19 protein-coding genes are annotated in these 20798 nt (G+C 74.6%); 10 read left to right on the forward strand and 9 right to left on the reverse strand.

Translation table 11 applies throughout. The annotated features are described in order from the left end of the window. Window positions 1-4: 4 nt before the first annotated feature. From BM093_RS09030 to BM093_RS09040, 3 genes are all read right to left on the reverse strand, one after another. Window positions 5-1273: an FAD-dependent monooxygenase gene (locus BM093_RS09030; protein ID WP_093340245.1), complete on the reverse strand. Its 1269-nt coding sequence runs from the start codon at window positions 1271-1273 to the stop codon at window positions 5-7. Window positions 1274-1457: 184 nt separating this feature from the next. Beyond that, window positions 1458-1970 carry a MarR family winged helix-turn-helix transcriptional regulator gene (locus BM093_RS09035; protein ID WP_093340248.1) on the reverse strand — a complete coding sequence of 171 codons (513 nt, stop codon included), beginning with the start codon at window positions 1968-1970 and terminating at the stop codon, window positions 1458-1460. A gap of 51 nt (window positions 1971-2021) precedes the next feature. Next, a complete protein-coding gene (locus tag BM093_RS09040; protein WP_093340549.1) occupies window positions 2022-2654 on the reverse strand; it encodes a TetR/AcrR family transcriptional regulator in 633 nt (210 codons plus the stop codon). A 178-nt stretch (window positions 2655-2832) separates the two neighbouring features. On the opposite strand from BM093_RS09040, the gene BM093_RS09045 reads away from it, so the two are divergent. After that, window positions 2833-3798 (forward strand): SDR family NAD(P)-dependent oxidoreductase, encoded by a 966-nt coding sequence (locus BM093_RS09045; protein WP_245773405.1) that lies wholly within the window; start codon window positions 2833-2835, stop codon window positions 3796-3798. 42 nt (window positions 3799-3840) lie between these two features. On the opposite strand, the gene BM093_RS09050 is transcribed toward BM093_RS09045, so the two are convergent. Continuing rightward, complete coding sequence (locus BM093_RS09050; protein WP_093340253.1) at window positions 3841-5517, reverse strand: glycoside hydrolase family 13 protein; 1677 nt, start codon at window positions 5515-5517, stop codon at window positions 3841-3843. Between the two features lie 57 nt (window positions 5518-5574). Here BM093_RS09050 and BM093_RS09055 point away from each other — a divergent pair, with 57 nt between their 5' ends. Next, window positions 5575-6579 carry a LacI family DNA-binding transcriptional regulator gene (locus BM093_RS09055; protein ID WP_177238354.1) on the forward strand — a complete coding sequence of 335 codons (1005 nt, stop codon included), beginning with the start codon at window positions 5575-5577 and terminating at the stop codon, window positions 6577-6579. 71 nt (window positions 6580-6650) lie between these two features. On the opposite strand, the gene BM093_RS09060 is transcribed toward BM093_RS09055, so the two are convergent. Beyond that, a complete protein-coding gene (locus BM093_RS09060) occupies window positions 6651-7796 on the reverse strand; it encodes a DUF418 domain-containing protein (RefSeq protein WP_093340256.1) in 1146 nt (381 codons plus the stop codon). Between the two features lie 75 nt (window positions 7797-7871). Here BM093_RS09060 and BM093_RS09065 point away from each other — a divergent pair, with 75 nt between their 5' ends. From BM093_RS09065 to BM093_RS09085, 5 genes are all read left to right on the forward strand, one after another. Further along, window positions 7872-8477, forward strand: coding sequence for a TetR/AcrR family transcriptional regulator (locus BM093_RS09065; RefSeq protein WP_245773406.1), 606 nt, complete (start codon window positions 7872-7874; stop codon window positions 8475-8477). Between the two features lie 58 nt (window positions 8478-8535). Next, window positions 8536-9879: an NUDIX hydrolase gene (locus BM093_RS09070; RefSeq protein WP_143105309.1), complete on the forward strand. Its 1344-nt coding sequence runs from the start codon at window positions 8536-8538 to the stop codon at window positions 9877-9879. Further along, window positions 9879-11720, forward strand: a complete 1842-nt coding sequence (locus tag BM093_RS09075) for an ABC transporter ATP-binding protein (RefSeq protein WP_143105310.1) — start codon at window positions 9879-9881, stop codon at window positions 11718-11720. The genes BM093_RS09070 and BM093_RS09075 overlap by 1 nt, the downstream gene beginning before the upstream one ends. A gap of 33 nt (window positions 11721-11753) precedes the next feature. Beyond that, complete coding sequence (locus tag BM093_RS09080; protein WP_093340264.1) at window positions 11754-11978, forward strand: hypothetical protein; 225 nt, start codon at window positions 11754-11756, stop codon at window positions 11976-11978. Between the two features lie 156 nt (window positions 11979-12134). After that, window positions 12135-12557 (forward strand): META domain-containing protein, encoded by a 423-nt coding sequence (locus BM093_RS09085; protein WP_093340266.1) that lies wholly within the window; start codon window positions 12135-12137, stop codon window positions 12555-12557. A gap of 14 nt (window positions 12558-12571) precedes the next feature. On the opposite strand, the gene BM093_RS09090 is transcribed toward BM093_RS09085, so the two are convergent. Further along, window positions 12572-13360 carry an alpha/beta hydrolase gene (locus BM093_RS09090; protein ID WP_093340268.1) on the reverse strand — a complete coding sequence of 263 codons (789 nt, stop codon included), beginning with the start codon at window positions 13358-13360 and terminating at the stop codon, window positions 12572-12574. Window positions 13361-13504: 144 nt separating this feature from the next. Between BM093_RS09090 and BM093_RS09095 the strand changes: the two genes are divergently transcribed. From BM093_RS09095 to BM093_RS09105, 3 genes are all read left to right on the forward strand, one after another. Then, a complete protein-coding gene (locus BM093_RS09095; protein WP_093340271.1) occupies window positions 13505-14722 on the forward strand; it encodes a macrolide family glycosyltransferase in 1218 nt (405 codons plus the stop codon). 125 nt (window positions 14723-14847) lie between these two features. Further along, complete coding sequence (locus BM093_RS09100; RefSeq protein WP_245773407.1) at window positions 14848-16377, forward strand: alpha/beta hydrolase; 1530 nt, start codon at window positions 14848-14850, stop codon at window positions 16375-16377. A gap of 20 nt (window positions 16378-16397) precedes the next feature. Further along, window positions 16398-17036, forward strand: a complete 639-nt coding sequence (locus BM093_RS09105; protein WP_143105311.1) for a hypothetical protein — start codon at window positions 16398-16400, stop codon at window positions 17034-17036. 2 nt (window positions 17037-17038) lie between these two features. Here BM093_RS09105 and boxB read toward each other — a convergent pair whose 3' ends face one another. The 3 genes from boxB to BM093_RS09120 form a co-directional block, all read right to left on the reverse strand. Next, window positions 17039-18451 carry a benzoyl-CoA 2,3-epoxidase subunit BoxB gene (gene boxB, locus BM093_RS09110; protein ID WP_093340275.1) on the reverse strand — a complete coding sequence of 471 codons (1413 nt, stop codon included), beginning with the start codon at window positions 18449-18451 and terminating at the stop codon, window positions 17039-17041. A gap of 13 nt (window positions 18452-18464) precedes the next feature. Further along, complete coding sequence (gene boxC / locus BM093_RS09115) at window positions 18465-20213, reverse strand: 2,3-epoxybenzoyl-CoA dihydrolase (protein WP_093340277.1); 1749 nt, start codon at window positions 20211-20213, stop codon at window positions 18465-18467. Window positions 20214-20309: 96 nt separating this feature from the next. After that, window positions 20310-20753 (reverse strand): GNAT family N-acetyltransferase, encoded by a 444-nt coding sequence (locus tag BM093_RS09120; RefSeq protein WP_143105312.1) that lies wholly within the window; start codon window positions 20751-20753, stop codon window positions 20310-20312. Window positions 20754-20798 lie beyond the last annotated feature (45 nt).

Here is a 20798-nt window from a genome sequence, read left to right on the forward strand (position 1 = left end):
GTTCCTAGCGGGCGAACTGGTAGGTGATGGCCTCGTTGTCGGGATCGTGCAGTGGTGATCCCCGCCAGAGCCAGTCGTAGGAGACGTCGGACTCACCGTCGAAGCTGCGCAGCTTCTCGTCGCGCTCCCGCTGCTCGGGGCCGTCGGGCAGGTGGTAGAAGCTCATGTTCGCCCACGACGCGTCCTGCACCATCCCGGCGTGCTTGGCGCGGCGGTGCACGTAGCGGGTCAGTGCACCGTCCACACCGGACCCGCCCGCGGCGCCCAGCTCCTCGGCCAGCACGGCGGCGTCCTCCATCGCCTGGGAGGCGCCCTGGGCCTGGTAGGGCAGCATCGCGTGACAGGCGTCACCGAGCAGCGCGACGCGCCCGTCCACCCACACCGGGTCCCGCCGGCGGCGGTAGAGCGCGAAGGCGGCCACGTCGTCCTTGGCCTTGGCCAGCATCGCCGGGACGCGGTCGTCCCAGTCGGAGAAGGCCTCGACCATCTCGTCGGGGGAGGCCTGCGCCGTCCAGTCCCGCTCGACCTCGGGCGTGCACGGCACGATCGCCACGATGTTGAGGAACTCGCCCTGGCGGATCATGTAGTGCACGAGGTGCTTGTCGGGGCCGTACCAGATCGTGGAGTGGTAGCGGTCGACCAGGAACCGGGTGGCCGGGTCGGCGGCGATGAGGTCGCCGGGGATCAGCGCGCGGTAGGCCATCTCGCCGGAGAAGGCGAGGGTGTCGGGGAACCCGGCGAGGTCGCGCACGGCCGAGCGGATCCCGTCCGCGCCGACCAGCACGTCGCCGGCGAACCGCTCGCCGCGGCCGGTCACGGCCACCGGGCGGTCCGGGTCCGTCCGGTCGAGCTCGACGACCTTCGCATCGGTGTGGACCTCGACGACCGGTCCGGGCCCGTCGGCGTCCAGGCAGGCGTCGAGCAGCATCCGGTGCAGGTCGGCACGGTGGTAGTGCCAGTACGGCGCGCCGTAGGTGTCGACGACGCTCTGGCCGAGCGGGAGCTGGGCGATGACGCTGCCGTCGGCCCAGCGCCGGCGGACCTGGTCCTGCGGGGCGGTGTGGATGTCCTCCATCTGCGGCCGCAGGCCGAGCCCGATCAGCACGCGGCTGGCGTTCGGCGCGGTCTGGATGCCGGCGCCGACCTCGCCGAGCTGTGGCGCGGCCTCCAGCACGGTGACCCGGAAGCCCTGCTGGCGCAGCGCGAGCGCGGCGGTGAGTCCGCCCAGGCCGCCTCCCGCGACCGTGATCTGCAGGGACTGGCTGGGTGCCACGACGACCTCCTCGCATCCGGGGGCCGCACCGTTGTGACGCAGCCCGCAACGAGAAGTAATCCGAGCACGTACTATCCGGATACGCAAGAGTTTGCGCGGAATGACCTCGCACCGCAACGTGGCGTGACCCGCCGTTCACATCCGGCAGGCCGCGGATCCGGCCCAGTGTCGCCGGGCCGGGGGCTCAGGCGGGGTCGTCGAGCGGGCCGCGCTCGGCGACCGCCTCCCAGTGCGCGCCGAGGGTGTTCAGCAGGCCGGCGATCTCGCTGCGCCGTTCGGCCGGGACGGCGTCGAGCAGCTCGCGGTCCAGGCGTCGGGTGCGGCGGGTGACCTCCTCGAGCGCGGCGGCGCCGTCGGCGGTCAGGGAGAGGATCTTGCGACGGGCGTCGCGGGGGGACTCGGTGCGCGTGATCAGGCCGCGCCGCTCCATCCGCCGGCAGACGTCGGCCATCGTCGAGGTGTCCAGCGCGACCGCGCCGGCCAGCGAGCTCTGGTCGGAGTCCGGGTAGGCGCGGATGGCCGAGAGCACCGCGAACTGCGGTCCGGTCAGCACGGCGTCGACGTGCCGGCTCCAGGCCGACAGGTAGGCCTGGTACATGCGCCGGGCACCGTAACCGGGGGCGGCGACCAGGTCCGCGGGCGGTGCGGCCGTGACGATCGGTTTCTGTGCCCGGCGGCGACGCAGCGGCTCGCCCATGGTCCCTCCGACGTTCATCCGGACCGGGTGTCCGGAACCCCGCCGCCGATCCTACGTGTCCGGACGATCACCGTCGGTGCCGGTCCGCGCCGCCGGCGGGCGCAGGCCGTCCACAAGCAGGTCCAGCAGGCGTCCGGCCTGGGCGCGACCCTCCGGGTCGGCGACGGCCATGCACACCCCGCTGGTCCCGACGAGCACGTCGGCGGCGTCGACGTCCGGCCGGAGGGTGCCGTCGGCCACGCCGGCCTCCTGCAGCGCGCGGATCGCGTCGACCATGCGCTCGCGGCTGCGCGCGAACGGGTTGTGCCCGCACGCGACGAGCGCGTGCAGCGAGTCGGCCAGGTGCTTCTTGGTGATCACGTAGTCGACGAACCGGTCCATCCAGGCGCGCAGTGCCCGGTCGGCGGGCAGCTGCCCCAGCAGCTCGGTCGCCGCCGCGCAGAGCCGGTCGAGCTCGTTGCGGTAGACGGCCTCGACGAGCGCCTCCCGGTTCGGGAAGTGCCGGTACAGCGTGCCGATCCCGACCCCGGCGTCCTTCGCGATCCGGTCCAGCGTCGGCGCCGGGCCGCCCGCGCTCTCGGTGGTGAACGCCCGCACCGCCGCGGCCAGCAGGAGCTCGCGGTTGCGGGCGGCGTCCGCGCGCTGCGCGGGGCGGGTTCCGGTGTCGCCGGTGCCGGTGGGCATGTGTGCCTCCTCCAACAGGGTCGGCTCCACGATACGACTTGCGAACCGGAGGATGCTCCGGATACTGTCGAGTCTATTCGGAGAGTCCTCCGTTTTCACGTCCCGGGTTCGCGATGCTGCCTCCGGTCGCCTCTGAGCTGCTGTCGAGCCGTCTCCGAGCTGCCGCCGAGCCGGTTCCGTGAGTCCCCGAGCAGACGGGATCACCGCCATGCACTTCCGGTTCACCACACCCCGATCCCTGTCCACCCACACCTTCTCCGAGCAGGACGAGACCCCGCTGGTCGCTGCGCCGACCGCTGCCGGCGTCCTGGCCGGGGTCGATCTCACCGGCCGGCGCGCCGTCGTCACCGGCGCCGCCTCCGGCGTCGGGCTGGAGACCGCCCGTGCCCTGGCCGGTGCGGGCGCCGAGGTGACCCTCGCCGTCCGCGACGCCGACGCCGGTGAGTCCGCCCGGGCCGGCATCGTCGCCACCACCGGCAACGAGCAGGTCCGGGTCGGCGAGATCGACCTCGCCGACCAGCGCGAGATCGCCCGGTTCGTGCGGCTCTGGGACGGTCCGCTGCACATGCTCGTGCACGCCGCCGGGGTGAGCGGCGCACCGCTCACCCGCACCGTCGACGAGTGGGAGCTGCACCTGGCCGTCAACCACCTCGGCCCGGCCGCCCTGAGCGCGGGCCTGCACTGGGCACTGACCGCCGTGGACGGCGCCCGGGTGGTGAACGTCTCCCCGGATGCGCACTTGCGCGCGCCGTTCGACCTCGAGGACCCGCACTTCGTCTCGTCCCGCTACGACCGCGCGCTGGCCGACGCTCGGTCCCGGACCGCCGCGGTGCTGCACACGGTCGAGGCCGCGCGCCGCTGGTCCGGCGACGGGATCGCGGTGAACGCCGTGCACCCCGGGCCGGCCTCGGCCGCACCGGAGCAGGCCGCGGCCACGGTCGTGCTGGCCGCGGCGTCGCCTCTGGTCGGCGGGATCAGCGGCCGCTACCTCGAGGACCTCGGCGAGGCCCACCCGGCCGGGCCGGGATCCGGGCACGGGGTCGCCGTGCACGCCGTGGACCCGGTCGTCGCCCGGCGGGTCTGGCGCTGGACCGAGCGCACGCTGCGCGAGATCTGGTTCTCCGGGCTGCCGGTGGTGGCGTAGTGGCTCGTGAGTGGTTTTCGCGGCTCTGACCGCGATAACCACTCACAGGCGAAGCCAGACCGTCGTGTCGGCGGGCACCTCTCCGCGCGGGGTGAGCGGGCCGCTGGCCAGCATCACCTCGGCGTCCTCGGGCAGCGAGACGGGGGCCGAGGACACGTTCACCAGGGCGGTGAAGCTGCTTCCGGAGTCGGGGCCGCCGGGGGCAGCGCAGTCGGGGTCGGGGGTCCGGCGCAGCGCCAGCGTGCCCTCCGGGGAGTCCTGCCAGGTCAGCGTGCCGCCGCCGAGCGCCGGGTGTGCCCGCCGGATCGCGAGCGCGTCCCGGTAGAGGTGCAGCACCGAGTCCGGGTCGGCCTCCTGGACGTCGGCGGCGTGCCGGGCGAACACCGCGGGCTGGGGCAGCCACGGCTCGGCGGCAGCGCCGGCACCGGAACCGAAGCCGAACCCGGGCCGGTCCGCCGCCCAGGGCAGCGGCACCCGGCAGCCGTCGCGGCCCCGCTCGGTGTGGCCGGACAGCGTCCAGGTCGGGTCGTCGAGCTTCTCGACCGGGATGTCCTCCACCTCGGGCAGCCCGAACTCCTCGCCCTGGTAGAGGTAGGCGGTCCCGGGCAGCGCGAGCATCAGCAGCGTCGCGGCGCGGGCCCGGCGCAGCCCGAGCTCGGGATCGGCGGGCAGGTCGATCACGTCGTCGAGGTTCCAGCCCCGTCCGGCCTCGGGCTTGCGGGAGAGCCGGCTCGGGTGCCGGCAGACGTCGTGGTTGGACAGCACCCAGGTCGCGGGCGCGCCGACCGCGGTGTTCTCGGCGATCGCCTCGTCGATGTTGCGCCGCAGGTCGTCGGCGAGCCAGGCCGCGGTGAGGAAGTTGAAGCTGAACGCGGTCTGCAGCTCGTCCGGGCGCAGGTAGCGGGCCAGCCGTTCCGGGTCGGGCACCCAGGCCTCGGCCACGAAGACCCGCGGCGGGTCGTAGGAGTCGCCGATCGCGCGCCAGGACCGGTAGATCTCGTGCACGTCGTCGCGGTCGAGGTAGGGGTGGCCGCCGTCCTGGACGTCGTTGACGCCCTCGGCGATGTCCGGCAGGCCGGGCTGCTTGACCATCGCGTTGGCGACGTCGACCCGGAAGCCGTCGACGCCGCGGTCGAACCAGAACCGCAGCGTCCGCTCGAAGTCCTCGCGGATCTCCGGGTGCTCCCAGTTGACGTCCGGCTGCTTCACGTCGAACAGGTGCAGGTACCACTGGCCGTCGGGAACCCGCTCCCAGGCGGGCCCGCCGAACATCGACTCCCAGTTGTTCGGCGGCTGCTCGCCGTGCTCGCCGCGGCCGTCGCGGAAGACGTAGCGCTCCCGCTCCGGGGAGCCGGGCCCGGCGGCGAGCGCCTCCCGGAACCATCGGTGCTCGTCGGAGTGGTGGTTGGGGACGATGTCGAGCAGGATCTTGATCCCGCGCTCGTGCAACTCGGCGATCAGCGCCTCGGCCTGCGCGGTGTCGCCGAACCGCGGGTCGATCGCGCGGTAGTCGGCGACGTCGTAGCCGCCGTCGGCCAGCGGCGACGGGTACCAGGGGTTGATCCAGACGGCGTCGACGCCGAGCCGGGCGAGGTGGTCGAGCTTGCTGCGCAGGCCGGCGATGTCGCCGGTGCCGTCACCGTTCCCGTCGGCGAAGCTGCGGATGTACACCTGGTAGACGACGGCGTTGCGCCACCAGTCGAGGTCGTGGGCGCTCATGTTTCATACTGTTCCACGCTGTTGCAACGACTGTCGAGCGCGGCGCAGAATGTCCCCGTGACGGACGAGCCGCTGCCCGAGGTGGTCCGCCGGGCGGGTGTCCGGCGGGTCGCCGAGCTCGCCGGGGTCTCGCCGGCGACCGTGTCCCGGGCGCTGCGCGAGGGCACCCCGGTCTCCGCGGGCACCCGCGAGCGGGTCCGCCGCGCGGCCGCGTCGCTCGGGTACACGCTCCCGGCCCGGGCGGCCACCGTGGGGGTACTCGCCCGGTTCCCGACCCGCTGGTTCTTCGCCGAGGCCGTCGCCGGGGTGGAGTCGGTGCTCGCCGTGGCCGGGCACGCGTTGCAGCTGCACAACGTCGGCGACCCGGTGGGCCGGGCGCACTTCTTCGCGACCCTGCCGGTGCGCGGGCGGGCCGACGGGCTGATCGTCGTCGCCTCCGCGATCGACGACGCCGAGCGGGCCGCGCTGGACGAGCTCGCGGTCCCGGTGGTGGTCGTCGGCGGCGAGATGCCGGGCCGGCCGCGGATCGGGATCGACGACCGGGCGGGCGCGCGGGCGGCCGTGCAGCACCTGGTGGGCCTGGGGCACGCCGAGGTGGCGCTGGTGTCCTTCGACCCGGACGAGGCGTGCGGGCAGGCCACCACCCGGGACCGCCGGGCCGGCTGGGCCGACGCCCTCGACGAGTCCGGCAGCGGGCGCGGGCCGGTCCTGGAGACCGGCGCCGGCGTCGAGGCCGGTGACGCGGCGGCGGGGGAGCTGCTGTCGCTGCCCCGGCTGCCGACCGCGGTGTTCGCGATGTCCGACGAGGCCGCGCTGGGCCTGGTCCGGACGTTGCGCCGGGCCGGGGTCGCGGTGCCCGGGCAGGTGTCGGTGATCGGGTTCGACGACCACGAGATGGCGGCCGTCGCCGACCTCACCACCATCGCCCAGCCGGTCCGCCGGCAGGGCGAGCTGGCCGCGCAGGCGCTGCTCGTCGCACTCGACGGGGGTGAGCCGGCGGGCGTCGAGCTGCCGACGCGGCTGGTGGTACGGGGGACGACGGCACCGCCGTCCCCGCGCTGAGGGCTCTGCGCCCGGCTCCCCTGGACCGGCCGGCCGACGGCTCGCCGGCCGTGGATCGACCGCCGACCGGCTCATCCCGCGCGGTGGGGCTCCACGATCCTGCGCAGCAGCCATTCGGCCGGGCCCGGCCGGCCGGCGCGCTCCGCCAGGGCCGCGACGGCCACCGTGACCGCCCAGACGGCCAGCCCGATCGCCGACGCGCCCGCCGGGCCGACCGCGCCGCCCAGGTCGAACAGGTACGGCTCGAACAGCAGCAGCCAGGCGAGCGACTGGGCGAGGTAGCAGCTCAACGAGCGCCGCCCGCACGCGACGAGCGCCGCCGTGCACCGGCCGGTGCACGGCCGGGTGCCCAGGTACGCCGCGAGCAGACCGATCGCCGCGGCGTAGCCGATGCCCCCGGCGTATCCGGTCGCGGTGTGCAGGGCTCCCGCGGCGAACGCGCCGGGGAACTCCGGGGCCCACAGGCCCGTGGTGCGGGCGGCCTGGGGGAGCGCCCCGGTCACGGCGATCGCGATCCCGGCGAGGGCCACCCGGCGCAGCGGGGCCCGGTGCCGAGCGGGGTCGGTGAGCACGCCGTGCCGGGCGGCCCAGGCGCCGATGAGGACCGGCGCCGCGGCCATGATTGCGTTGAGCGGGGTGAGCACCGGGAAGACGGCCACTCGCACCAGGGCCGACGTGAGCGGGTCGGCCGGCACCTCGGCCCCGGCGGTGGGATCGGGCAGCGCGAGCACCGCGCCGTAGGCGAGCGACCCGGCCACAGCGGCGACCGCGGCCGCGCCGAGCAGGCGTCCGCCGCGCCCGTCCAGCACACCGGCCAGCAGCACCGCGAGAAGACCGTAGGCGGCGAGGATGTCGCCGGTGAACAGCAGCACGGTGTGGGCGACCCCGAACACCACGAGCCATACGCCGCGCCGGCGCACCATCCGTCGTGCGCGGTCCGGGCCGACCGCCGCTTCACGCCGGCGCAGCACCTGCACCAGGCCGTAGCCGAACAGCGCCGCGAACATCGGGTAGGCCCGGCTGTCGACGAGCAGCGTCAGCAGCGCCTGAGTCACACCGTCCACGACCGTCGCGGTGCCGGGCAGTGGTGCGAGCCCCCGGCCGGTGAGCGCCTGGGCGTGCGCCAGCGCGATCAGGGCGAGCATGACCCCGCGGGCGAGATCCGGGGCGAGTGCCCGGGCAGCGCCCGGGAGCCTCGTGGGTGGCGACGCCGACATGGGAGCTCTCCTCTAAGATACGGTGCCGTAGCGATCGAAGACTAAGATACGGGGCCGTATCTAACAAGGAGGATCGTGGCGTCACGTTCACGCCGCCGGGGGGCCGAGCTCGTCGCCGCCCTGCACGCGGCCGTCCTCGCCGAGCTCGAGGAGGCCGGGCTGGGCCGGCTGACCATGGAGGGGGTCGCCCGCCGGGCGGGGACGGCGAAGACGACGCTCTACCGGCGGTGGGCCACCCCCGGGGCGTTGCTGCTCGAGGCGATCGGTGCGGCCTACCCGGTCGAGGAACCGTCCCCGGCGGCCGACGACCTGCGCGGGGACCTCATCCGCGCGCTGGAGCTGTTGCTGGAGTGGTCGCGGCACCCGAGTGCGCGGGCGGTGCAGGCGATCCTCACCGAGCGACACCGGTATCCAGAGCTCACCGCGGGCCTGCAGGAGGTGTTCGACGGCGCGGGGAGCCGATTCACCGCGACCGTCCTGCGGCACTACGCCCGGCTGGGCCACCTCGACCCGGCGGCGCTGACCCCCGTCGTCGAGGACCTCGGGGAGGCGCTGGTGCTCAAGTACGGGATCGACACGGGCAGCGAGCCCGGGCCCGACCGCCTCGCCGAGATCGTCGACCAGGCGATCCTGCCCGCCGTGCGCGCGGGCCGGGTGCCGACCGGGCCCGAATCGGAATAACCGTGCGTTAACCGTCATACAGCGCGCTCCTACCGGGCATTCACGCACCGTGACGGTCGTGCAGAACGCGATCACGGCCACCGCTGCGACCACCGCAGGATCGGGCACGCCGCCCGTGCGGGCGACCCGCCCGGTCCCGCCGGGGACGGGTCCGCTCGCCGTCGCCCGGCTCGCCGGCAGCGCTGCCACGGCGGCCTGCTGGCTGCGCGCGGTCGCCGGCCCCGGCCGTGGCGACCCGGGGTCGGTCGCCGCCGCGCTCGACGCACTCGGCACCCTGCGCACCGAGCTCCGGTCGCTGCGCCCGCTGCTGGACAAGGACACGGTGGTGCGTATCCGCGCGGCCACCGACGCCCCGGCCCGCGCGCTGGCCGCCCGGCACGACCTGGACGTGCGGATCGCGCTGCTCGACGGGGTTGCCGGCGACCCGGAGGCGCGGGTGCTGCGGTCCGCGCTGCGGCGGGCCCGGCGCCGCGCGGCGCCCGTGGTCGCGGACGCCGGGCTCGCCGCGGACCTCGCTGCGCTCGCCGCGGGCCGGCTCGCGGTGCGGGCCGGCGCGTCCCTGGGGGACCCCGCGCTGCCCGCGACGGTGCTGCTGCCGCCGCTGCTGCACCGGCGCGTCCGCAAGCTGGTGCGCGACACCGACCCGGGCGACGCCGGCGCCGTGCACCGACGGGTGGCCGAGCTGCGGATCGTGCTGGCGCTGACCCTCGACGCCGGGCTCGAGGGCAGCGCGCTCGAGGGCAGCGCGCTCGAGGGCACTGCGCCCGAGAGCACCGCCGTGCTCCACGCCGTGGACCGGGAGGCGGCGGTCCTGCAGGACCGGGCCGCGGCCGTCCTGCTCGCCGACGCCGCTGCGGAGCCGGCGGCAGCGCTCTCGCCCGGACCCGCCCGCGACGCGCTCCTCCGCGCCGACCGGCCGGACCTGCGCGGCCCGCTCGCCGCCCTGGCGGCCTCGCGCGACGCCCTGCCCGTCGACACCGCGGGCCCGGCCAAGCGGGCCGCCGGCGGCGTGCTGCTGCGGCCCGGGCCGGCGGGCCCGGAGGTGCTGCTCGTGCACCGGCCGCGGCACGGCGACTGGTCCCTGCCGAAGGGGGCGGTCGCACCCGACGAGTCCGATGTGGACGCCGCTCTGCGCGAGGTGCGGGAGGAGACGGGGCTGCGCTGCCGGGCCGGCGCCGAGGTCACCGGCGTCCGCTACCGGGACCGCAACCGCCGGGCCAAGCAGGTCCGCTACTGGCTGATGACCCCGCTCGCCGCGCACGGCCGCCCGGATCCGTCCGAGGTGGACGGTGTGCGCTGGGTGCCGCTGGACGAGGCGCCCCGGTGGCCGGCCCGGTCCCGCGACCGCGCGGTCCTGGCCGGGGTCGCGGCCGAGCACACCGGGCCCGGACGGGCGGCCTGATGACCACCGTGCTGTGGCGGTTCCGCGACCTGCTGGCACCGCACCGGCGGCGGCTGGCGGCGGGTGGGCTGCTGACCGTGCTCGCGGCCGCGCTGACGCTGCTGCTGCCCTGGCCGCTGGCCGTCGTCGTGGACTCGGTGCTGGGCGGGGCGGGAGTGCCCGGGGCCCTGGAGCCGCTCACCCGGCTCGTGGGTACCGGCGCCGGCCTGGTCGTCGTTTGTGCGCTCGGCCTCTGCCTGGCCGCGGCGGCCGGGGCCGCGGCGACCTACGGGGCCGAACGCGTCCTGTCCGGGGTGGGCGAGCGGGTGCTGGCCGACCTGCGGCACCGGCTGTTCGCCCACCTGCAGGCGCTCCCGCTGGACTACCACGACGGCCGGCGCGTCGGTGACCTCGGCAACCGGCTCACCGCGGACACCTCGACCGTGCAGACCCTGCTCGTCGCCGTGCTGTCGGTGCTGCTGCCCAACGCGACGCTGCTGGCCGGGATCGTCGTCGTGACGCTGGTGCTGGACCCGGTGTTCGCGCTGCTGTCGCTGGCAGTGGGGCCGGTGCTCTACGCCGTCCTCGTGCACTACCGGACGATCATCAAGTCCTGGGCCTCGGTCGCCCGCGCCGCCGAGGGCCGGGTGGCCGCGCACGCCGTCGAGGCGCTCGGCGCGATCCGGCTGGTCAAGACGTTCGCCGGCGAGGCCCGGTCGGAGTCGCGGTTCCGCGGGCACGGTCGGGAGCGGATGGCCGCCGGGCTGTCGCGGGTGGACCACGCCGCGCGGTTGCCCGCCGTCGTCGACGCCCTGGTCCACGCCGGACGCGCGGTGGTGCTGCTCGCCGGCTCGCTGCAGGTGCTCGCCGGGCGGATGGACCTGGGTGTGCTGCTGCTGTTCCTGACCTACAACGAGCGGCTCTACCAGCCGGTGAAGCAGCTCGCGAAGCTGCAGACGACGATCAGCAAGGGGCAGGCGTCGGCGGAGCGGGTCTGCGAGGTGCTCGACACCGTCCCGGGGACGGCCGACGTGCCCGGGGCCCGCCCGCTGCCGCGGCTGCGCGGGCAGGTGGAGCTGCGCGGGGTCCGGTTCGGCTACGACCCGGCGCACCCCGTGCTGCACGACGTCTCGATCCTCGCCCGGCCCGGCGAGACGGTGGCGCTCGCCGGGCCCACCGGGGCCGGGAAGTCCACGATCGGCGGGCTCGTGCTGCGGCTGCACGACGTCCAGGCCGGCGCCGTGCTGCTCGACGGCCACGACGTCCGCACCGTCACCGGGAAGTCGCTGCGTGACCAGGTGTCGGTCGTCCCGCAGGAGCCGGCGCTGCTGTCCGGCACGATCCTGGACAACATCGGCTACGGCGCTCCCTACGCCACCCGCGAGCAGCTGGTCGCGGCCGGGCGGGCCGCGCACGTCGACGAGTTCGCCGACCGGCTGCCCGGCGGCTGGGACACCGTGCTCACCGAGCGCGGGTCGACGCTGTCCGGCGGGCAGCGCCAGCGGATCGCGATCGCCCGCGCGCTGGTGCGCGACACCCCGGTCGTCGTCCTCGACGAACCGACCTCCGGGCTGGACGCGGTCTCCGAGTCGCTGGTGATGGCCGGGCTGGAACGGCTGACGGCGGGCCGCACCGTGCTCGTCGTCGCGCACCGGCTGTCCACCCTGCGCTCCGCCGACCGGATCCACGTGCTCGACCGCGGGCGGGTGGTGCAGTCGGGCAGCTACACCGAACTGGCCGCGGCCGACGGGTTGTTCCGCATCATGCACCGGCTGCTCTCCGACGACGGCGCCGTCGCACCGGACGGGCCGGGCACCGGGCCGGGCACGGTCACGGGGGCGGTGGCTGTCGGTGGCCCGTGATTCCCTGGTACGTGCCAACGCGGGAGGTGGGCCGTGGTCCGGGTCGAGGGGCACTGGCGGAACCGCAGCTGGGTCCGCACGCACTACCGGCATCCGTTGCGTCCGGAGGCCGACCAGACGGGACTGGTGTTCCCGCCGGTCCGGTTCGTGCGGATCGACCTGGCCGCGCACGGCGGCCCGTTCCCGGCGGAGCCCGTGAGCGCCCGGCCGGGCCCGGCGCTCCCGTCGCCGCGACCACCGGGCGACGGTGCCCCCTGACCGGGCATCGAGCGGGCCGGTGCCGCGACCGGCCGGGACCGCCTGCTGGTCCGTCTGCCCGCCGTCGCCCCCGGCGCCGCGGAACCGGCGTGACAACGGGGTGGAACCGCGATAGGCAGGACCTCCGACGGAGGGGCCGGACGGGGAGGTAGCGGGATGAACCGGATGATGCTCGTGCCGGCGGTGCTCGCCGTGCTGGTCCTGCTGGGCTGCGCCGACGCCTCGGCGTCCCCCGGGGCCGGCGCGGCCTCCGGCGAGCGGCCGGCCACCGCGCAGGACCTGCTCGGCCGCTGGTTCCCCGCCGACGGGGTCGCGCAGGGCCGGGCGTTCGCCGACTTCACCGCCGACGGTGGCTGGACCGGGTCGGACGGCTGCAACGGGCAGCGCGGCACCTGGGAGCTCGGCCCGGACGGTGCCTTCACCGGCACCGCGGGGCCCAGCACCCTGATGGCCTGCGAGAACGTCCCGGTCGCCCGCTGGGTCTCCGACGCCGGGCGCGCCGGGATCCGCGGTGACGATCTCGTCCTGTACGACGCCGGCGGGGCCGAGCGGGCCCATCTGGTCCGCGAGCTGCCCTGATCCCGGCCGCCGGGTCAGCGCGGCAGCGGCAGCCAGTCCAGGACGTCGCGGATCCGCGCGTCCCAGTACCCCCACTCGTGGTCCCCGGGCCCGAACCCGGTGGTGACGTCCAGCCCGGCCGCGCGGGCGTGCCCGGCGAACCGCGCCGACTGGTCGTGCAGCGGGTCCTCGTCGCCGGCGCAGACGTACAGCGGCGGGATCCGGTCCGTGCCGTGATCGGCCGCCGCCCGGTCGGCCAGCGCGAACAGGTCGGCCCCGGTGCCGGTCACCGGGTCACCGCCGAAGATCCGCTCCCAGATCCGCGGGTCCTCGGCCCGCGGCGGGCCCGTCACCAGCGCACCGATGTCGAGCACCCCGGACAGTGACGCCGCCGCGCCGAACCGCTGCGGGTCGCGCAACGCCCAGCCCAGCGCGCCGTAGCCGCCCATCGACAGCCCGGCCACGAACGTCGCAGCCGGGTCCTCGCTCACCCGGAAGAACCGGTGGACCAGCTGCGGGAGCTCCTGCTCGATCCAGGTCCGGTAGCGCCCGCCCAGCGCCTGGTCGGTGTAGAAGCTGCGGTGCACCTGCGGCATGACCACGGCCAGGCCCAGCTCGTCGGCGTAGCGCTCGATCGCGGTGTAGCGGGTCCAGGCGGTGTCGTCGTCGGAGAGCCCGTGCAGCAGGTAGAGCACCGGCGGCGGCGCGTCGAGGTCGCGCACGCCGGCCCCGATCCGGGTCCGCGACGGCTGGGGCAGCAGGACCGTGATCGACGTGGCCAGCCCGAGGGAGTCGGCGACGACGTCGCAGCGCAGCCGGGCCATTACGCGGCGCACCCGGTCGCGCCGTCGTGACCCCGCACGCCGGGCAGCAGCTCCACGAGTGTCGATCATCGCTGTGGCCTGGCGGCCGGGTCAAGGAAACCCGGCTGCGCGGCCGCGACGGCGCGGGGGAGGATCTCCCGTGCCATGAGCCACATCCTGATGTCCACGACGGCCGCGCACGGCCACATCCACCCCAACCTGCCGGTGATCGCCGAGCTGGTCGCCCGCGGCCACCGGGTCACCTACCCGGTGCCGGAGCGCTTCGCCGACGCCGTGGCCGGTACCGGCGCCACCCCGCTGCGGATCCGCACCGACCTGCCCGACCCGGCGAAGGGCGAGCAGTGGCCCGACGGCGGCGTGGAGGCGATGCGGCTGTTCTCCGACGAGGCGCGGTCGGCGTACGCGCAGATCGCCGACGCGCTCCAGTACGAGCACCCCGACCTGGTCTGCTACGACGGCAGCGGCTGGGCGGGGCACGCGCTGTCGCGGGTCCGGGGGATCCCCCGGGTCGAGCTGGCCCCGCACATGATCGCCTGGGACGGCTTCGAGGAGGACATGGCCGAGGCGTTCGCACACCTGGAGACGCCCGAGGGCCTGGCCTGGCGGGCCGAGATGGACGCCTGGCTGGCCGAGGTCGGGGCCGGTGTCGGCAACCGCGAGTTCCTCGACCGGCCCGACCGGTCGGTGGTGCTGATCCCGGAGGCGATGCAGCCGAACCTGGAGAAGGTCGACCGCGAGCGGTACACGTTCGTCGGCCCGGTGATCGGCGACCGGTCGCACCAGGGTCTCTGGCCGAAGCCGTCGCGGCCGCTGCTGCTGGTGTCGCTGGGCTCGGCCTACACCGACCGTCCGGAGTTCTGGCGGGACTGCATCGAGGCCATGCACGGCACCGGCTGGCAGACCGTCCTGGCGACCGGCCCGTACGTCTCGGCCGAGGACCTCGGCGAGGTCCCGGACGACGTCGTGGTCCGCGAGTGGGTGCCGCAGCTCGCGGTGCTGGCGCACGCGTCGGCGTTCGTGACGCACGCCGGGATGGGCGGTTGCGCGGAGGGGCTCTGGCACGGCGTCCCGATGGTCGCGGTGCCGCAGGCCGTCGACCAGTTCGGCAACGCGGCCCGGATCGCGGAGCTCGGCGTGGGCGAGCAGCTGCCCGCCGGGGAGGTGACCGCGCAGCGGCTGCGCGAGGCGGTGCTGCGGGTCGCGTCCTCGGAGGAGGTCGGGCTGCGCTGCGCGGAGCAGCAGGCGATCGCCCGGGCGGCGGGTGGTGCCGTGCAGGCCGCCGACGTGGTGGAGTCACTGCTGCCCGCGACCGGCGGGTGCGCCGGGTGCGTCTGCGGGCGCGGCGCGTGCGGCGGCGGCTGAGCCACTCCGCGTCGTTCGTCCGATCGTGGTCCCGCCCGGCGTGGTGATTGTGGACGCGGTGTTGCGGATGGCAACGTCTGCGGCCTCGGTCGGGGGACGGGCGGTGCGCCCGCGGAAGGGGGCCCGTGCGCAGGACCATCGTCACGTTCGTCGCAGCGCTGGGGGTCGCGGTCGGGACCGCGGCGCCCGCGGCCGCGCAACCGGCACCCGGGCCCGCCCCGGCGCCGCCGGCGATCAGCTGGGGGCCGTGCGCCGAGGCGCCGCTGGTCGCCGCGGGTGCCGAGTGCGGCACGCTGGCCGTGCCGCTCGACCACGCCGACCCGGGCGGCGAGACGATCACCCTCGCGCTGTCGCGGGTCCGGCACACCGTCCCGGAGGCCGAGTACCAGGGCGTCGCCCTGGTGAACCCGGGCGGGCCCGGCGGATCCGGGCGCGGGCTGAGCCGCCTCGGCGGTGCGGTGCCGAAGGACGCGGGTGAGGCCTACGACTGGATCGGGTTCGACCCGCGCGGCGTCGGGGCGAGCGAGCCGGCACTGAGCTGCGGCCCGGACTACGGCGGTTACGCCCGTCCGGACTTCCGGCCGGAGAACGGTGCCGAGGCGGCCTGGCTGCCCCGGACGAAGGCCTACGCCGACGCGTGCGCCGCGGCAGGCGGCGAGCTGCTGGAGCACCTGCGCACCGAGGACACCGTGCGCGACATGGACCTGATCCGCCGGGCGCTCGGCGCCGAGCGGATCAGCTACTACGGCTTCTCCTACGGCACGCTGCTCGGCCAGGTCTACGCGACGATGTTCCCGGACCGGGTGCACCGGATGGTGCTCGACGGCGTCGTCGACCCGCGGGACTGGTGGTACCGGGCGAACCTGAACCAGGACGTGGCGTTCGAGCGCAACATCGGCGTCTTCTTCGACTGGGTCGCGGAGCACGACGCCACCTACCACCTCGGCACCAGCGGAGAGGCGGTCGAGAAGCGCTTCTACGACCTCTACGAGCAGTTCCGGACGGCCCCGGCGGGCGGGAAGATCGGCTCCGCGGAGTGGACCGACATCTTCCTGCGGGCCGGCTACAACGTCGGCGAGTACACCTCGGTCGCCGAGGCCTTCGTCGCCGGCGCGCGGAACGACGCGGCCGCCCTCACCGCCGCCTACGACCGGGCCGGGTCGCCGACCGACGACAACACCTACGCGGTCTACCTCGCCACCGAATGCACCGACGCACCGTTCCCGCGGGACTGGGCGAGCTGGGAGCGGGACAACACCGAGATCGACGCGAAGGCACCGTTCGAGACCTGGGGCAACGCCTGGTACAACGCGCCCTGCCTGGACTGGCCGGTGGAACCGGGGCCGGCCCCGGTCGTCTCCGGCGAGCTGGCGACCGGGCCGCTGCTCATCTCGGAGACCTTCGACGCCGCGACGCCCTACGACGGGGCGCTGCAGGCCCGGCGGACCTTCCCCGGGTCGTCGCTGATCGAGGGGGTCGGCGGGCACACCCACTCGGGCTCGCTGTCCGGTGTGTCGTGTGTGGACGACCGGGTGGCGGACTACCTGCTGACCGGGGCGCTCCCGGAACGGACCGGCGGTGACGGGTCCGACGTGCAGTGCCCGGCCGTGCCACCACCGGACCCGGCGCAGGGGACCACGGCCGACCCGGGCTGACCCGGGCAGGAGCCGGCCCCGTGCTGCGAACGCGCGCACCGGGCCCGCACCCCGCACGCTGGACGGGTGCGAGGCGGCAGCACGTGCTGAGCGGTGGCCCGGCCCTGCTCGACGACGTCCTGGTGCCGGTCGGTGCGCTCCTGACCCTGGTCACCACCGTCGGCACCGTCCACTGGCTCAAGGGCAAGCGGATCCTCGCCCTGACGGCTCCGCTCTCGGTGATCTCCGTGCTCGGGATGGCCGGGATCGCGCGGGTCGCGCGGCCGCACTCACCGTGGGCGGCCTGGCGGTACTCCCCGGACCGGCTCGGGCAGGCACGGGCCCGGTTCGGCGGGGCACCCACCGAGCCGGTACCGCGCCGGGACCCGCCGGCCACGGCCGCGTTCGCGACGGTGCTCACCGGCGTGCTCGCCGGGGTCCCGTCCGGCGCGGTGACCTCGCTCGTCGGCGGGCTGATCGTCGGTCATGCCCTGCTGGCGTCGTCGGGACGCCCGGCCTCGCGCCGGGTCTGCAGCCTCGCCGTCGCGGCCGCGGTGGTGGGGGAGGCGGCCGTCTGCGTGTCCGGCCCGCCCCCCGACGGCGTCCTGCCCGGGGTGGCGACGACGCTGGTCGTCGCCACCGGGGCAGCGCTGCTGTACCGGGGCCCGGGAGCCCGGTGACCTCAGGCGAAGTGGACGTACTCGTACTCGAACGGCTTGCCGTTGATCCCGTTCGACGGCGGCGCGATCCAGCCGGCGATCTTGCCGGGCTCGTAGACCGGGCGCATCAGGTTCTGCACGAACGTCCGGTCCGCCTCCGAGGGCAGCCAGTCGTCGCGGCGGGCCTCCCACACATCCGGACCCACCAGGTCGCCCTTCGGTGTGATGTGGTGGGTCGAGAACAGCCCGACGTCGCGGTTGAACCCGACGTGCGGCAGGTACACCCGCTCGTCGAACCCGTTCTTCTCCAGGATCCGGTTCCACCGCTTCACCCCGGACTGGCAGTCCTTCACGTACTCGTTGCGCAGGTCCAGGTTCAGTGCCAGTAGCGCGGGGACCTCGTCGGTGATCACCGAGCCGTCGCGGACCTGCTCCATGCCGTAGCCGTCCTCGGTGAGCAGGTGGTCGTCGCTGCGGCGCTCCTCCTGCCAGCGGCCCTTCAGGCCGGCAGTGAAGTAGTTGGCCGCGTTCGTCGACTGCTCGGACCCGAACAGGTCGAGCGAGACCGAGTAGTGGAAGTTGATGTACTTCTGGATCACGTGCAGCGGCACGCCGCCGTGCGGGGCGATATCGGCGGTGTCGTGCTCGCGCATCAGCTCGCAGGTCCGCTGGATCACCCGGTCGATGCCGGTGGTGCCCACGAACATGTGGTGGGCCTCCTCCTTGAGCATGAACTCGCACGTGCGCGAGAGCGGGTCGAAGGCGGACTCCTTCAGCGTCCCGAGCTGGTACTTGCCGTCCCGGTCGGTGAAGTAGGTGAACATGTAGAAGGAGAGCCAGTCCGGGGTCTCCTCGTTGAACGCGCCGAGGATCCGGGGCGAGTCGAGGTCACCGGAGTTGCGCTGCAGCAGCGCCTCGGCCTCCTCACGGCCGTTGCGCCCGAAGTAGGCGTGCAGCAGGTAGACCATCGCCCAGAGGTGACGGCCCTCCTCGACGTTGACCTGGAACAGGTTGCGCAGGTCGTAGAGGCTCGGCGCGGTCTCGCCGAGGCGGCGCTGCTGCTCCACCGAGGCAGGCTCGGTGTCGCCCTGGATGACGATCAGCCGCTGCAGGTCCGCGCGGTGCTCGCCCGGCACCTGCTGCCAGACCGGCTCGCCCTTGTTCTCGCCGAACGCGATCCGCCGGTCGTCGCCGCGCTCGGACAGGAACACGCCCCAGCGGTACTCCTCCATCGCGACGTGACCGAACTGCGCCCAGCCCTCCTTGCCGACGTCGACGGCGGTGCGCAGGTAGACGTCCTGGGTCGGCACGGCCGGGCCCATCGTCTTCCACCAGTTGATGAAGTTCGGCTGCCACGACTCCAGGGCACGCTGCAGCTTCCGGTCCCCGGCCAGGTCGACGTTGTTCGGGATCTTCTCGGAGTAATCAATGGACACTGCTGCTCATCCCTCAGACTCGGCGGCGGTCGAAGTCGGCCCTGCGGCCCGTGCCGTACTTGCGCAGCGCGCCCTCCGGCCCGGAGGCGTTCGGACGCACGAAGATCCAGTTCTGCCAGGCGGTGAGCCGCGAGAAGATCCGCGACTCCATCGTCTCCGGCCCGACGAACCGGTGGTTGGCCTCCATCCCGGTCAGCGCGTCCGGTGACAGCGAGGCCCGCTCCTCGAGCATGATCCGGACCTCGTCGTCCCAGTCGATGTCGTCCGGGGCGTCGGTGACCAGGCCCAGCTCCAGGGCCTCGCGGGCCTCGATCCGCCGCCCGGCCTCCTGCCGGAGCTTGGCGACGTGGTCGTCGTCGCCGTGGAACCGCGAGCCGAGCCGGGTCACGCCGTTGCCCATCGGGAACGTCCCGAAGTTCGCGGCCGTCAGGACGATCCGGGCCTCCTCCTGCCCGGAGCCGGCCGTGCCGTCGGTGTCGTCCGTGTCGCCGGTGTCGTCGGTGGAGTCGTCGAACGGACCGTCCAGCATGTACTGCCGGTCGCAGGCCAGCGCCAGCTCCAGCAGCGCCCCGGCGAAGCAGGAGCCGGGCTCGATCAGCGCGATCAGCGACCGCGAGGTCACGTCGAGACGCTTGAGGGTGCGCTTGACGTAGTGCCGGATCTCGCTCGCCAACCAGTCCGACGAGGAGTGCTCCTCGAGGAACGTCTCGACGGCCAGCGCGTTCCCGACGTCACCGCGGGTCCGGATCACCCAGGTGCCCAGCTCCAGCTCGTTGCTGCGCAGCCGCAGGATCAGGTCGTCGAGCTCGCGGGTCACCGCCAGCGGCCAGAAGTCCGCCCCGAGCTCGTGCACCTGCTCCATCGAGGAGGGGGCACCGCCGTCCGGGCCGTCGATCGTGATCTCGACCAGGCCGGCGGCCCGGTCGAACGACGCCCGCACGTGCGGGTAGGTGATGCCCTCGCCCGTCTCGGTGCGCTGCAGCGGCGGCAGCTCGATCCCGGCCCCGCCGGGGAGCCGGGTGGAGGCGCGGGCCGCGTCGGCGGCCCGCTCGCGCACGGTCTCGTCCCACCGGCGCTTGGGGATCACCTCGTCGACGAGCCGCCAGTCGACGGCCTGCTTCCCGCCGAACCCCTCGGACTTGGTGGCGAACACGTCGGCCCGGTCCTTGCGGACGCGCCGCTTGTCGGTGACCCGGGTCAGCCCGCCGGTACCGGGCAGCACCCCGAGCAGCGGGACCTCGGGCAGCGCCACGGTCGAGGAGTTGTCGTCGATCAGCAGGATCGTCTCGCAGGCCAGTGCCATCTCGTAGCCGCCGCCGGCCGCGGTGCCGTTCAGCGCGGCGACCCAGGTCTGGCCGGAGTGCTCGGTCGCGTCCTCGATGCCGTTGCGGGTCTCGTTGGTGAACTTGCAGAAGTTCACCTTCCACGGGTGCGGGGACCCGGCGAGCATCCGGATGTTGGCGCCGGCGCAGAAGTTCCGGTCGCGCGCGCTGGTCAGCACGACGGCCCGGACGCCGGGGTGGGTGAAGCGCAGCCGCTGGGTGATGTCGTACAGCTCGATGTCGACGCCGAGGTCGTAGCTGTTCATCTTCAGCTCGTAGCCGTCGACGAGCCCACCCTCCTCGTCGACGTCGAGCCGGACGTAGGCGACAGCCGGGTTCTCGGAGTCGATCTCCAGTTGCCAGTGCCGGTACGTCGAGGGATCCCGGTCGAAGTCGACCGCCGGGGAACCGGCGTCGGTGGTGGGGCCGGACTCGGTCATGGGACGGGCGCCTCCTCGCGTCGTCGCGGTGCCTCAAAGGCTACAACACGACGACGCGACGACGGAAGATTGTGGAGTGTCCGTCCGGTGCCGGGGTCAGCGGGAGTGGTGCACCACTCCCGCGGGGACCGGCTTGCGCAGCTCACCGACGTCGTTGCCGACGAACCCGTGGGTGGCCAGCCAGTCGGTGACCTGCTCGGGGTCCGGGTGGGCGTGCGGCACCACGTTGTAGATGTAGCTCAGCCCGCGCTGCCCGGCCTCGTCCTCCAGCCGGGACAGCACGAACGAGCCGACCCCGGTCCGCCGGGCCTCCGGATGCACCAGGACGAGGATCTCCGCGTCCCCCCACGACTCGTCCAGCCGGCCGTAGGCGACGGTCCGGCCGCCGCCGTCCTCGACGCGCCACCACTCGTCGCCCAGCGCGTCACCGGACTCGGGCCTGCCCAGGCCGAACAGTGCCGGATCCAGAACGCCGAGCACGCCGGCCTTCCGGGTGTCCCAGGTCGCCGGGGTCTCCGGGATCCACTCCCACGCGTGCACGCCGGCCTCCTCGCCGTCGGGTGACAGGTGCCCCTGCGAGTGAAC

It is taken from the genome of Pseudonocardia ammonioxydans (genome assembly GCF_900115005.1).
GTDB classification, from domain to species: Bacteria; Actinomycetota; Actinomycetes; order Mycobacteriales; family Pseudonocardiaceae; genus Pseudonocardia; species Pseudonocardia ammonioxydans.